Here is a 13,699-nt window from a genome sequence, read left to right on the forward strand (position 1 = left end):
GTCTCGGCGCGGTAAGGCGTCGATCCGGCCAAGGGGCGTGCGGGGCGGTCGCCGGTGTGGCATCGTGCGAAGTTCCGTTCGGACGGGGGCGTACGGTCGGGGGTGGGCTGTGTTCCAGGTCGTGTGGGGGCGTACGGGCCCTCATCGGGCGTTGCTGGCCGCCGCCCTGTTCGCCGCCGTGCTGGCTGCCTGCGTACTGGCGGCGCTCGGGGTGTACGCGGGTGCGGTGGACAGGGTCGGTATCCGTTCGGCTCTCGCCGGACAGGACGCGTCCAGCGCGGTTCTCGCGGTCAGCGCCACCGTCACGTCCGGTCAGGTGGCCGCCGTCGACCGCCGGGTTCGGGCGGTGGCGGCGTCCGCGTACCGGGGGCTGCCGACGGCCACCAGCTCCAGCGAACGGTCCGGCGCGTACGGACTGCCCGCCGCACTGGTGTCCGGGAGCGGGTCGACGTCGGCCGGGGGCGGGAACGAGTCGACGTTGTTCGCCACGTTCGACCGGTCCGAGATGCTGCTCACGGCCGGCGCGTGGCCGGGGCCGGACGGCGTGGGGACGGCTGCCGGGCGGGCGATCGCGGTGGCGGTGCCGCAGGCGGCAGCGCGGACGCTGGGGCTGCGGCCGGGGTCGCGCTTCTCGGTGACGGACCGCACGAACGGCGGGCCACCGGTGGCGGTCGTGGTCACCGGAGTGTTCCGGCCCCGCCAACCGGACGCTTCGTACTGGCAGTTGGACGGGTTGCTCGGACACGGCGTCAGCAGCGAGGGGCAGTTCACCACCTACGGTCCGCTGGTCACCGACCCGGCCGTGTTCACCTCCGGGCGGGTCGGGGCGGCCGCGATGTCGTGGCTGACCACGGCGGACTTCCGCACGTTGGGCCCGGCCGGGGTGGGACCGTTGCGCGGCTCGGTCCAACACGCCGTCAGCACGCTCTCCGGACATCCGATCGACGGCAGTACGCTCCAGGCGCGGAGCGACCTGCCGACCACGCTCACGCATCTCCAGCAGGCCATGCGGACCAGCGACGCCACCGTCCTGATCGCCATGCTCGAACTCGCCGTCCTGGCCCTCGGCGCGCTTCTGCTCGTCTCCGGGACCTTGAGCGGGGCCCGCGCGGCGGAGGTCGAGTTGCTGCGGGCGCGCGGTGCCTCCCGGCGCACCTTGGCCGGGCTGGCGCTCGGGGAGGCCGGGCTGCTCGCCGGACCGGCCTGTGGGGTGGCGGGGTTGCTGGCCGTGCCGCTGGCGGGGCAGCTGGCCTCGCGGGGCCCGCTCGCCGCCGGGGGCGTCCGGATCGGCTCGGCGGCCTTGGCGGATGCGGCGCCGTGGGGATGGGCCGCGGCTGCGGCGGTCGCCGTGACGTGCGTCGGCGTGCTGGTCGGGCCGGCGGTACTGCCAGCACGGAAGGCCGGGGCGGGACAGGCGGCGACGCGTGGCAGGAGGGCCGGGGGACCGGTCGCCCTGCTGCGGGCGGGAGCGGATCTGGCGCTCGTGGCCCTCGCCGTCGTCGGGTACCTGCAACTGCGGGCGCACACCGGGGAGATGAGCGGTCTGACGGCCGGGGGCGGCGGTGGGTTCGCCCTCGACCCGGTCCTGGTGGTGACGCCGGCGCTGCTGCTGCTCGCCGGGGCGGTGCTGGCGCAGCGGCTGCTGCCGCCGGCCGTGCGGTTCGCCGAACGCGCGGCGGCGCGCTGGCGCGGTGCCGTGCCGTCGCTCGCCGCCTGGCAACTGGCCCGGCGCCCGCAGCGCACCGGGCTGCCCGTACTGCTGCTGGGGCTCGCGGTCTCGATGGGCGTGATGGCGATCGGCCAGGACACCAGCAGCCGGCAGTCCGAACGCGACCAGGCCGCCTTCTCGGTGGGCGCCGACGTCCGGGCGAGCGACAGCACCCTGCCCGCGTTCGGGCAGGGCGGTTACTACACCACGCCGACCGCGCGCCGGCTCGGGATCACGGGCGTGGACGCCGTCAACCGCTCCGACGTCCAACTGGCGCAGGGGCAGACCGCCACCGTGCTGGCCGCCGACACGCGCACCGCCGCCGCGACGCTGCGCATCCGCCCCGACCTGCTCGGCCGCCACCCGCTCGCGGAACTGCTGCGCCCGCTCCACGCCGCACAGGACACCCCCGCCGACCGGGAACGCGGCGGCTTCCCGCTGCCCGGTCCCGGCGGGGCGCAGCGACTGCGGCTCACGGTCACCGTGGCGTCCTTCGCCCCGACGGGCCGCGAGCTGCCGTCCGGAACCGCGCAGACGATCACCGCCACCCTGGAGGACCGTTACGACGACACCGTGCCACTGCTGCTCGGCACGGTGCCCGCCGACGGGCGCCCGCACGTGCTGGACGCCGATCCGGCCACGGCCGCGGGCGCCCCCGACGGCTCCCCGGCCGGGCCCCTGCGCATCACCCGGATCGAGGCGGACTACACACCCGGCACGCGGAACGAACGCCAGCGCCTCACCGTATCGACGGCACCGACCTCCAGCATCCGGGCTTCCGACGCCTCGGCGCCCGCGACCGTGGCGGCGCCGGCCTCCGACGTCTCGACGTCCGCAGCCTCGACGTCCAACACCTCGGCGCCCGCGGCTCCGGCGGCACCGGTCTCCAACGTCCCGGCTGCCGACGTCTCGGCGCCCGCGACCTCTGCGGCACCCGCCTCCAACGTCCCGGCCTCCAACGTCCCGGCGTCCGCGACCCCGGCGGCGCCCGCCTCCAACGTCCCGGCCTCCAACCTCCCGGCCTCCAACGTCCCGGCGCCCGCGACCCCGGCGGCGCCCGCCTCCAACGCCTCGACCCCCACCCCCTCCGCCTGGCACGCCGCCGCCGGCATTCAGATCGGCGGCGACCCCATCGCCACCGGAACCGCCGGCTATGTTCCGCCGAAGGCCGCGACCCCGACCCGCGCCGGGGCCGGACCGTCCTTCGCCGTCGCGTACGACCTGGGGACGGCGCCCGCCGCCGGGCCCGGCTCCGTTCTGCCGCTCGGCCGGCTCTCCGTCAGCGCGGCGGCTCCCGCGCCGCCGCCGGTCAACGGCATCGCCACCGACGCCTTTCTGCGCGCGACGGGTACCTCGGTCGGCAAGAGCGTTCAGGTCACTCTCTCCGAGATGCCCGTGACCGTCCATCTGACCGGCGCCGTACGCCAGTTGCCCACCGTCGATCCCACTACGGGGTCGAACGGCGGCGGGCTCCTGCTGGACCTGGGCGCCGTCAACCGGCTGCTGGACGGCCACCAGGGCACCGCCGCGCTGGCCCCCACCGAATGGTGGCTCGCGACCGCGCCCGGTGCGCAATCACGCGTGGCCACCGCACTGCTGACGTCCAGTCAGGCCGGCACGGTCCTCACCGGTGACGGGCAACTCACCGCCCTGCGTGCCGACCCGTTCGCCGCCGCCCCGTTGTCCGCGCTGCCCGCCGAAGTGGCCGGCGCGGCCCTCCTCGCCGCCGCGGGATTCGTGATCGGCGCCGTACGCTCCGGGCGGGAGCGGGCCGAGGAGTTCGCGGTGCTGCGCGCCCTCGGCGTCCCCCGGTCGGGGGTGGGCCGCCTCGTCGCCGCCCAGCAGGGCGTACTGACCGCGCTCGCCCTGGTCGCGGGCCTCGTGCTGGGCACAGTGCTGACCCGCCTGCTCGTCCCCCTGACGGTGTTCACCGCGCAGGCCACCGCGCCCGTGCCACCGCCGCGGGTGGAGCTGCCCGTGCTGCCCCTGGCGGCGCTGACCGCCGCCGTGGTGGCCGTGCCGCTGCTGGTCGTCGCCGTCACCGCGGTCCGGCGGCGCACGGCGTCCGTGCTGCCCGGCCGGGAGGGGGTGCTGTGATGCGGCGTCACCCGTGCGAGCCCTGGGTGTGGCTGCGGCTCAAGGCGGCACCCGGCGCGTCGTTGGCCCTCGCGTTCGCCGTGCTGCTCACCGTGTTCCTGGCCGCCCTGCTTCCGCGCGCCCTCCAGGAATCGGAGGACTCCGCGCTGCGCGGCGAGTTGGCCTCCGCCCCGCTGGACCAGCGCACCGTCGATCTCACCGCCCGGGCCGGCCCCGGAAGTCCATCGGGCGGCGCGCTCACCCCGGGAGCCCTCGCCGCCACACGGAAGTCGTTCCTGAACCTCGTCCCGGGCCTGCGCCCCCGCCTGGAGCCGTCCGCCGGGTCCCCGTACGGGGTGGCGACGGCGAAGCCCGTTCCGGACACCGACCACGGCCTTGCCAGGCCGACCCCCGACCTGGCACCCGAGGCGACGGTCTACGCGCAGGAGGACCTGGCCGCGCACGCCCGCCTGGCGGACGGCGCGTGGCCGGTGGCGGACACCACGACGGCCGCCGTCCTGCACGCGGCGGTGACCGAGGAGACGGCCCGGGTGATGCGCCTGCGCCCCGGCTCGCTGCTCCACCTGCCGAATCCGGCCGGTGCCGAGCGGAGCGTCCTGGTCACCGGCGTGCTGCGACCGACGGACCCGGCGCAGCCGTACTGGACCACCCAGGACAGCCTGCGCAAGCCCACCCTGGTGGAGATCGACTCCGCCGACGGGCCCGCCTACCGCTGGCACTTCGCGCTGCTGCTGAACCCGGACTCCGCCGCCGTCCTGCCCGGGCTGTCCTTCGGGGCACAGGCCTACTGGTGCTTCCCGCTGCGGCCCGCGGCCCTGCACGCCGCGGACACCGGCGCGCTGCTCGCGCTGTTCGACTCCTTGCAGGAGGGCCCCGACGCGGCCCGGCTGGCGGCCCTGTCACCGCTGACCGACGTCGGCGTGACGGTTCCCACGGCGCTGTTCACCGCGTACGCCGCCGAACGGTCCGCGCTGACCCCGGTCGTCCTGACCGCCGTCACCGGAGCCGGCGTCTGCGCCCTCGCCGTCCTGGCACTGACCGCTGAGACGGTCGCCCGGCGCCGGCGGTCCGAGTTCGAACTGCTGCGCGCCCGCGGCGCCGGCCTCGCCGCGCTGGCCGCCCGGCTGGCCGCGGAGAGCGCCACCCTGGCGGTCCCGGCGGCCGCGGTGGGCGCCGTCCTCGCCGCCCGCACGGCGCCGAACGCGTCGTACGGGCCCACGGTGCTCGTCGCTGCCGTGATCGCCGCCGCGGTGACGCTCGCGCTGCCCCTGCGCGTGCTCCTGACCCACCGCCGCCCGCTGCCACCCGGCGAACGCGACGACCTGGCCCGGGCGCGGCCCTCCCGGCGGCGCACGGTGGCGGAGTTGACGATCGTGCTGCTGACACTCGGCGCGGTCGCCACCGGTGCCGCCGAGAGCGGGCCCACCGGCTTCGATCCCTACGTCGCGCTCGCCCCGGTCCTGCTCGCCGTCGCGGTCGCCATCGTCCTGCTGCGGCTGTACCCGTTGCCGCTGCGTGCCCTGTCCGGCGCGGCCGGGCGGTTGCGCGGCGCCGTGACGCAGCTGGGCCTGGCCCGCGCCATGCGCTCCCCGGCGGGCACCCCGCTCCCGGTGGTGGCGGTCATGGTGGTGCTGACGGTCGCGTCCTTCGGCGGCTGCGTCGTGACCCAGGTCTCGAACGGCCGGCAGTACGCCGCGTCCGCCGAGGTGGGCGCGGACGGCCGGATCACGGCGACCAACGACCCGCTGCCCGACACCCTCGCCGGCCAGGTCCGGCGCCGGGTCCCGGGAGTGACCGGCGTCGTCCCCGCCTGGATCCAGGAGCAGGTGTCCTTTCCGGACGGCAGCCCGGCGACCTTCACCCTCATAGCCGTCGACCCCTCCGCGTACGCGGCCCTTGTCGCCGGGACCGGGGTCGGACGGCCGTTCCCCACCGCCGCGCTGAGTGGCGGCACGGCCGCCGCGCTGCCCGCGGTGGTCTCACCCGGCGTTGCCAGGGCCTTCGGATCGAGGATCGTCACGCTTCACGAGGACCCGGGGGACACCCCGGTGAAGGTGGCCGCCGTCGAGAGCGCCACCCCGGCCGCGGCCGGCACCGACTTCGTCATCGTCCCGATCGCCGGACTCGCCCGCACCGACCCCCAGCAGGTCGCCAGCGGGCTGTTCCGGACCACCGACCTCTTCGTCACCGGCAGCCGGCTGGACGGCGCCCGCCTGCGCGCCGTCGCCGACGCCTCGGGCCCCGTCGTGGTGGACCTGCGCGCCCGGCAACTGGCCGCCTACGGAACCCCGTTGGAGTCCGGCATCCGCTGGATCTACCTCGCCGCGGTCGGCGCCGCGGCGCTCTACGGAGCGGTCGCGCTGCTGCTGTCGTTCGCCGCGGGCGCCGCCCAGCGTGCCTCGGCCCTGGCCCGGCTGCGGACCATGGGGATGACCCGGCGGCAGTTCCGCGGCGTGGTGCTCCTGGAGACCGTGCCACCGACCCTGCTCGCCCTGGCCGGGGGAGTGGTCGTGGCCGGCGCCGCCGTTCCGCTGGCCGGCCGGCAACTCGATCTGCGGACGCTGGCGTTCGGACCCGCTGCCGCCACCGTCCCGCCCGTCGCCGCCAACCTGTCGCTGCACCTCGACGCGGTGTGGCTGGTCCTGCCGGCCGCCGGACTCCTGGCCGTCGCCGTCCTCACCCTCCTCAGCCAGGTCTGGTGGGCGGGACGGCTCAACGAGAGCACGCAACTGAGGATGGGAGACGGCGGATGAGCCGGCGGCAGCGCACCCTGGCGGAACTCGAACAGCACGCCGCCGAACTCCGCACCGGGGCGGGCTTCGGGGGCGACGCGGTCATCGTCTGCGACCAACTGGTACGCATCTTCAGCACCGAAGGCGTCGAGGTCCAGGCGCTCCAGGGCCTCGACCTGCTCATCCAGCGCGGGGAACTCACCGCCCTGGTCGGCGCCTCCGGCAGCGGCAAGTCCACCCTGCTCACCCTCCTCGCCGGCCTCGACACACCCAGTGCCGGCACCGCCCGCGTCGACGGCTACGACCTCCAGACGATGGACGCCAAGTCCCGCCTGCGCTACCGCAGACACGCGATCGGCTTCGTCTGGCAGCAGGTCGGCCGCAACCTGCTGCCGTACCTGACGGTCCGGCAGAACGTCACCCTGCCCATGCGACTGGCCGCCGACCGCCGCACCGGCCCGGGCCGTTCGGCACGGGCCGGGCGCACCGCCGAACTCCTGGAGCTGCTCGGCATCCCCGAACTCGCCGACCGCCACCCCGTCCAGCTCTCCGGCGGCCAGCAGCAGCGCGCCGCCATCGCCGTGGCCCTCGCCAACTCCCCGTCCGTCCTCCTTGCCGACGAGCCCACCGGCGAACTCGACACCGCCTCCAGCGCGGAGGTCTTCGCCGCCTTCCGCACGGTCAACGAGGAGATCGGCACCACGGTCCTCATCGTCACCCACGCCCCGGAGGTGGCCGGCGCCGTCCGCCGCACCGTCGCCATCCGCGACGGCCGCATCGCCACCGAGGTCGTCCGCAGCACCGAACGCGACGAGCAGGGCCGCGAAGCGACCGTCTCCCGCGAGTACACCACCCTCGACCGCGCCGGCCGCCTCCAACTCCCGCGCCGCTACACCCAGGCCCTCGCCCTGCGGCGCCGCGTCCTGCTGGAACTCGAACCCGACCACATCGCCATCCGCCCGGGGGACCGTCCGCTCGACGGGGAGGGGACCGAACGTGCGTTGCGGCCCAGCGGGACGGGGGCGCCGGGCGGGACCGGGTCACCCGGTGAGACCGGGTCGCCGGGCGCAGTCGAGCCCCCCGGCGCCATCGAGTCACCGGGCGGGACCGAGTCACCCCGCGAGGCCAGGTCCCCCGGCGAGCCCGAGTCCCCTGGCGGGACCGAGCCCCCCGGCGCCATTCGGTCACCGGGCGCAACCGCATCCTCCGGTGCAACCGGGACTCCCGGCGCGACCGGGACCCCCGGCGAACCCATGTCACCCGGCGACGAACCGGAGGAGCAGCCTCGATGAGCGCCCCGATGACCGGCCGGCCGAACGGCGGCCACGCGCACGACGCGATCGTCGCCGAAGAGCTCCACCGCACCTACGGCCGCGCCCCCACCGCCGTCCACGCCCTGCGCGGGGTCTCCCTCACCGTCCCGCGCGGCCGGCTGACGGTCGTCCAGGGCGCCTCGGGCTCCGGCAAGACCACTCTCCTCAACCTCCTCGGCGGTCTCGACGCACCCGACAGCGGACGAATCCTGCTCGACGGCGTCGACGTCTGCGGACTCGACGAGAACGGCCTGGTGGCCCTGCGCCGCGAACGCATCGGCTTCGTCTTCCAGACGTTCGGCCTCATCCCGATCCTCACCGCCGCGGAGAACGTCGGCCTCCCCCTGCGGCTGCGCCGCGCCCCGGTCGGCGAACGCGACGAGCGCGTCGCGCAACTCCTGGCCCTGGTCGGCCTCAGCGACCACGCCCGGCAACGCCCGGACGAACTCTCCGGTGGCCAGCAGCAACGCGTCGCCATCGCCCGCGCGGTGGCCAACCGCCCCCAGCTCATCATCGCCGACGAGCCCACCGGCCGCCTGGACGCCGAAACCGCCCTCGGCGTCATGGAACTCCTCCGCGCCATCGTCACCGCCGAGAACGTCACCGCCCTCATCTCCACCCACGACCCCCGCCTCCTCGACTTCGCCGATGAGGTGCTCCACCTGCGCGACGGCCGGCTGCATTCCTGACGGCCGCCCGGACGCGGGGCGTCGACGTGGTCGCGAGGACAGGGGAGGACCGGGGGAAGGGACGACGTCGAGCCGGTCACGTCCGCGCCAACGCGCCCCCGGCAAAGGGTGGTTCATTCCCGGGGGCGTGAACGTAGCGAAAGGCTGTCGTTCTTGAAGCGCGACCCGCTCCGGGCCGCCCGACCTCGAAGCAGGCGTACTACGGGGACCTCGTCACGTCATCGACGACCTGGGCGGCATCGTGGGAACCGTGCCGGACCCCGGCGCGACCTGACGTGCGCGCGTGCGGCGGGAGTGGAGGAAGGTGTAGATCCCCGGCGCGGCGATTCCGATGGCCTGGCAGGACATCATGACGAGCACCCCCGCACCCGCCACGACGGACAGGACGCTGGAAACGGCGTTGAAGGTGAAGCCCAGGGCCCAGGCGGTGCTGATCGCCGTGTTGGAACGGACGAACCGGGGAGAGCTGGCGAGCGGCTCCGGAACACGAAGCCGCGCGATGCCCAGCGTGAAAGGGCGGCGGGCGATGATCGTGGCCCAGGCCGTCAGCGTCAGCCAGACGAAAGGGAGCGCCCCGGTGAAGGCTTTGAGCGGCGAACCGGGATGTGTGATCGAAATGGCCGCCAGCAGCGCGAAGTAGAGCGCCGTGCTGAAGTCGAGGACCAGTGCCTCCGCGGCGACGCCGGATCGGCGCTCCCGGGCCAGCGATACGACGCTGACGACCAATCCGGCCAGCGCCCCCCACTGCCAGCCGGCGGTGGACAGGGCGCCGAAGGCGATCCACGGGAGGATGCGGCGGAGATAACCTAAAATTGTGCGCAGCACGGTGTTTTGCCCATTCGCTTTCGTTGCCTGACCGGCGGGACTCGGCGGTTCACCAGATGACGGGGACCGATTGCACCCCGCCGGTCAACTGGTCGGAGCGGTACGCGATGTCCCCCACGTCGACGGCGAGCCGCAGCCCCGGGAAACGGCGGAACAGTGCGGGAAACACCGTTCTCAGTTCGGTGCGTGCCAGGGACGCGCCGATGCAGAAATGCGCGCCGTGGCCGAAACCGAGATGCGGATTGGGACTTCGCGCGGGAACGAACTCATCCGCGTCGGCGAACACCAGCGGGTCGCGGTTCGCCGCCCCGACGGCGATGAGCACCCCCTCGCCGCGCGCGATCGTCTGCCCGGAGATCTCGATGTCCTCCCGGGCGTAGCGCGGAATGCCCAGACCACCGGGAGAGGACATGCGCAGGATCTCTTCGACCGTGTCGTTCACCAGGCCATCGGGGTCCGCGGTGAAGGCGTCGCGCCGGCGAAGGTCGGACAGCAGCATCAGGACGCCGAGATCGATACGTCCGCCGGTGGTCTCGTGCCCGGCGAACAACAGCCCCGCGGCGAGCTTGCCGAGATCGGCGTCGGTGAATCCGGGATACGCCTGCTGGGCCTGGACGAGGTCGGAGATGACGTCGGCGCCGGGCTCGGCTCGTTTCGCAGCGGCCAACTCACCTGTGTACGCGGTGAATTCGGACATCGCGGCGCGCGAATCGTCCACGTCGTCCAGCCTGCCGATGCGCTCGGACAGATCGCGGAAGAAGTCCCGATCGGCATAGGGAACGCCGAGCAACTCGCAGATCACGAGCACGGGCAGCGGGAACGCCAGATGCGCATGCAGATCGACCGGTTCGTCGGGGGAGCGGTCGTGGGCGGCCTGCATGGCATCGAGGCAGCCCTCGACGAGTTCGTTCACATGGTCGCCGAGGGCCCGCATCCGCTTGGCGGAAAAGGCAGGGGCGAGCAGTTTGCGCAGGCGCTGGCTGTTCTCCCGCTCCTTGTCGTATTCGCCGATCGGCCCGCTCAGGACGGCGGCGCCGGACAGCATGGCGGCGTTCTCCGGCTCCGGATGCGACCTGCCCAACCGCGGATCGCCGAACAGCGCCCGCGCGTCGTCGTACCGGGTCGCCAGCCACAGCAGATCGCCGGTCGGAGTACGGACCTGGACCAGAGGCGATTCCTGGCGCAGGACGGCGTAGAGCGGCGCGAGATCGAGCGTGTTCGGCCTGGGGAAAGGGAGTTGTGGTGTGGTCATCGAACGTTGACCTCCGATTCAGAAGCGCGGATCGCAGCCTAACATCAAAAACACCGGTGCGGTGGTTTTAGGTTCCCTCTCGGTTGCCCACGCACGCGCCGCGTCCGGCACGCCGCGCCTCCGCGGGTGTCAGGGGTCTGTCGAGAGGGGCGTAGGCCGTTGTCGCGGTGGGCGGGGCCGGGGCCGGGGCGGGGGTGTGGCGTGGGCGTGGCAGATGGGTGCGGTGGCGAGGAAGCGGACGTCACGGCGGCGTGTGCTTGGGCGCCGTGGGCGCGGCAGGCGGATGGCACGGTGGGGAAGCGGAAGCCGCGGCCTCGTGTGCCGGGGGAACGTGGGCACGGCAGACGGATGCCACGGTGGGGAAGCGGAAGTCACGGCGGCGTGTGCCGGGGGAACGTGGGCGCGGCAGGCGGATGGCACGGTGGGGAAGCGGAAGCCGCGGCAGCACCGCCGGGCGCATCGCGTGCGTACGGCGCGTGGACGCAACGCGAGGTTGCGAGATGGCGGGGAGGCCGGCCTGACGGGGTGGTGGTCACGACCCTGCCGAGGCGCGGCGGTCCGGGCCACCGCCGACTGCCGATCGGGCCACCGTCAACATCCCCGCCCGGGCGACCCGGCGCACCCGGACCCCCGCCCTCCGGGATGCCGTCGGCCAAGGAGGCTCGGTTCCGAGTTGTTGGGCCGTTGAGTGCTGGGCTCAGCGCCTGCGGCAGGTGCTGCTATGCCGAGGCGACGGGCTTGCCCGCGTGTACGGCCGCGGTCGGCGAGAGGTGAGCCGGGCGCCGCATACGACCCCGCACCCGAGTTGTTGGGCCGTTGAGTGCTGGGCTCAGCGCCTGCGGCAGGTGCTGCCATGCCGACGCGACGGGCTTGCCCACGCGTACGGCCGCGGCCGACGAGCGGTGAGCCGGGCGTCGCGTGCGGACGAGCCCGTCCAGAGCGGATCGGGGCAGGTGGTTCACTCGTGCGGGATCGTCTGGTGAGCCCTTCGACGATGCCGAGGCGGTGAGTGCTCACCCGCGCCGGCGACGAACGCCGATCCCGGGCCGGACCGTTACCCGGCGCCGCGCAGTACCGGCCGGGTCGGGCCGCCGGCCGGGCAGGTCCAGCAAGCCGTGCCGTCCACCACGTCGGCCACCGCGGGGTGGCCGTGACCGGTGACCGGGCAGGGCGGTTCCGGAGCGCCGCCGGTGCTCTCCAGCACGCTGTCCTGCAACTGGCCGGCGAGCTGGGCCACCGCGTCCGCGTCCGCCAGATCGGCGGGGAGGAAGACGGTGGTCGAGGACGCGTCCGCGAGGTCGAGGCGGACCAGGAACTCGCCCCGATCCGCCCGGTCCGGTACCGGTATCCGGTCTTCGGTCTCCTCCGGCAGGCGCAGTTCCGAGGTGTAGGCGTCCGCGCCGGGCGCCGGCAAGGGGCGATCCGCCGGATCGTCGCTCGCCGGGCTGACGTGGATCGTCGCACCGGTCGGGGCGCGCAGTTGGCGCAGCACGGTCTCGGCCCAGTGCTGGACGGAGTGGGCGTCCCGCTTCCCGGCCGGCCCGCTCACTTCTTCGTCCGGGTGTTGGCGGCCCATGCCAGGGAGCCGGTGCCGGTGCGTCCGCCGATCTCGATGCGGAAGGTCAGGTAGTCCTGGAACTGCACATGCTGGTCGTGGTTGACCGGCTTGAGCGTGCCGTGGAAGAGGTAGCCGGCCCCGACGACGTGACCGGCGTTCTTCGGCTGCCGCTTCCCGTCGCGCCACCAGGAAACGCCCGCCTCGGTGACCGGCCCGGTGATGACGGCCCGTACCCGGGCGGAGATGAGGTAGCCCCAATTCACGGTGTGAGCATGGCAGTTGAAGCGGGCGTGGAGCGTGCCGCGCGCATCACTCCAGCTGGGGTTCTTGTCGCACCGCAGAACGGCCGGCCCCCGCGCCGCAGCGGACGGCTGCCGTTGGGTCATCGGGCCCGCCGTGGTGGCGGGAACGCCGAGAAGGGACGCGATCCGCGCGCGGACGGCCGCGGACAGCGGGCGGCCGCCGTCCAGCACAAGACGCAAGGCGGTGTGGGTCGCACCGGTGACGGTCGTCGCGCTGAAGTCGCGGTCCGCACCGCCCGTTCCGTGCGCGTCGGCACGTAGCGCGGTATGTACCGGGGCCGCGTCGGCGGGTGCGGCGTGAGCACTGCTGTCGGCCGCGCCGAGCGCCACGACGGCACAGACCGCGAGCGCGGCCCTCGTCCAACCACGGAACATGGCGGTACCTCCCCTCGGTGAGCCCGGCGGAACGCGAACGGCCCGCAGGACCGCTCCTCTTCCGGTAGGACTCTGCTCTCCCCGACCCCGGTCATCGGCGTCGGCGACGGTTCCCCTGCGCACTCATCGTCCCTGCTCAGCGGGCGATTATGGCCGGGATTCACCCTGACGAGCGGCGATTGCCACCTGTTCGGATTAGATCCGAACGCCGATGTTGACGGATGGACGGATGGACGGATGGACGGATGCACGGATGGACGACGGGCGGGCGGTCGGAGCGCCCCCTGACCCCGCTCGGCGCGTACCCTCACCGTCGGCCATACCGCCCGGAACGGGAGCGGAACCCGGACCCGTTGCACCCGTCGCATGCCGACCGGCTCCTGTCGGCACCGCGAACAGCACGCCGACACCAGCGATGTCGAATACGTCCGCGCCCTTCCTCGACCTGGACTGGCGGTCGGTGTTCCTGATCAACCTGCCCATCGGAATCGCGGCACTGACCGTCGCCGCGAAGTTCGTGCCCCAGAAGGAGAGCGACCGAACGGTACGGGTCGACGTGACCGGCGCCGCCCTGGTCGTGGCGTCCTGTGCCCTGCTGGTGCTGCCGCTCGACCGGGGACAGCAGGAGGGCCGGCCGCTGTGGACGTGGCTGTCCATGGCCGCCTCGGTGATCGGTTTCGCCCTCTTCGCCCTCCAGCAGCGCCGCACGGCATCACCCCCGAAGCCGCGGCCGACCCCGCACGCCCCGGCTTGGCGCTGCGTGCGCGGGGGCGTGGGGCCGCAACGCGCGCCGGTGCCCCGCCTCCGTGAGCCGCCCGGCGACGGCGTGCGGACGGCCCCGGACGGAG

At 74.2% G+C, this 13,699-nt stretch carries 7 protein-coding genes and 2 pseudogenes; 5 read left to right on the plus strand and 4 right to left on the minus strand.

All coding sequences use genetic code 11. From position 1 onward, the window contains the following. Positions 1–109 precede the first annotated feature (109 nt). From POF43_RS34925 to POF43_RS19965, 4 genes and pseudogenes are all read left to right on the plus strand, one after another. Positions 110–3,805, plus strand: coding sequence for an FtsX-like permease family protein (locus POF43_RS34925; protein ID WP_282704682.1), 3,696 nt, complete (start codon positions 110–112; stop codon positions 3,803–3,805). Continuing rightward, positions 3,805–6,558, plus strand: a complete 2,754-nt coding sequence (locus POF43_RS19955; RefSeq protein ID WP_271324382.1) for an FtsX-like permease family protein — start codon at positions 3,805–3,807, stop codon at positions 6,556–6,558. Before POF43_RS34925 ends, POF43_RS19955 begins: the two co-directional genes overlap by 1 nt. Then, positions 6,555–7,505, plus strand: a pseudogene (locus POF43_RS19960) (ABC transporter ATP-binding protein); the annotation flags it as partial. The gene POF43_RS19955 and the pseudogene POF43_RS19960, both read left to right, overlap by 4 nt. 320 nt (positions 7,506–7,825) lie before the next feature. Further along, positions 7,826–8,539, plus strand: a complete 714-nt coding sequence (locus POF43_RS19965) for an ABC transporter ATP-binding protein (RefSeq protein ID WP_372516073.1) — start codon at positions 7,826–7,828, stop codon at positions 8,537–8,539. A 213-nt stretch (positions 8,540–8,752) separates the two neighbouring features. On the opposite strand, the gene POF43_RS19970 is transcribed toward POF43_RS19965, so the two are convergent. The 4 genes from POF43_RS19970 to POF43_RS19985 form a co-directional block, all read right to left on the minus strand. Next, positions 8,753–9,364 (minus strand): hypothetical protein, encoded by a 612-nt coding sequence (locus POF43_RS19970; RefSeq protein WP_271318117.1) that lies wholly within the window; start codon positions 9,362–9,364, stop codon positions 8,753–8,755. A 49-nt stretch (positions 9,365–9,413) separates the two neighbouring features. Beyond that, a complete protein-coding gene (locus POF43_RS19975; RefSeq protein WP_271318116.1) occupies positions 9,414–10,616 on the minus strand; it encodes a cytochrome P450 in 1,203 nt (400 codons plus the stop codon). A gap of 1,054 nt (positions 10,617–11,670) precedes the next feature. Further along, positions 11,671–12,165: a hypothetical protein gene (locus tag POF43_RS19980; RefSeq protein ID WP_271323063.1), complete on the minus strand. Its 495-nt coding sequence runs from the start codon at positions 12,163–12,165 to the stop codon at positions 11,671–11,673. Next, a complete protein-coding gene (locus POF43_RS19985; RefSeq protein ID WP_271323062.1) occupies positions 12,162–12,851 on the minus strand; it encodes a hypothetical protein in 690 nt (229 codons plus the stop codon). Before POF43_RS19985 ends, POF43_RS19980 begins: the two co-directional genes overlap by 4 nt. Positions 12,852–13,287: 436 nt before the next feature. Between POF43_RS19985 and POF43_RS19990 the strand changes: the two are divergent. Beyond that, positions 13,288–13,626, plus strand: a pseudogene (locus POF43_RS19990) (MFS transporter); the annotation flags it as partial. Positions 13,627–13,699: the final 73 nt, after the last annotated feature.

This window comes from Streptantibioticus silvisoli, assembly GCF_027947535.2.
Taxonomy (GTDB): domain Bacteria; phylum Actinomycetota; class Actinomycetes; order Streptomycetales; family Streptomycetaceae; genus Streptantibioticus_C; species Streptantibioticus_C silvisoli.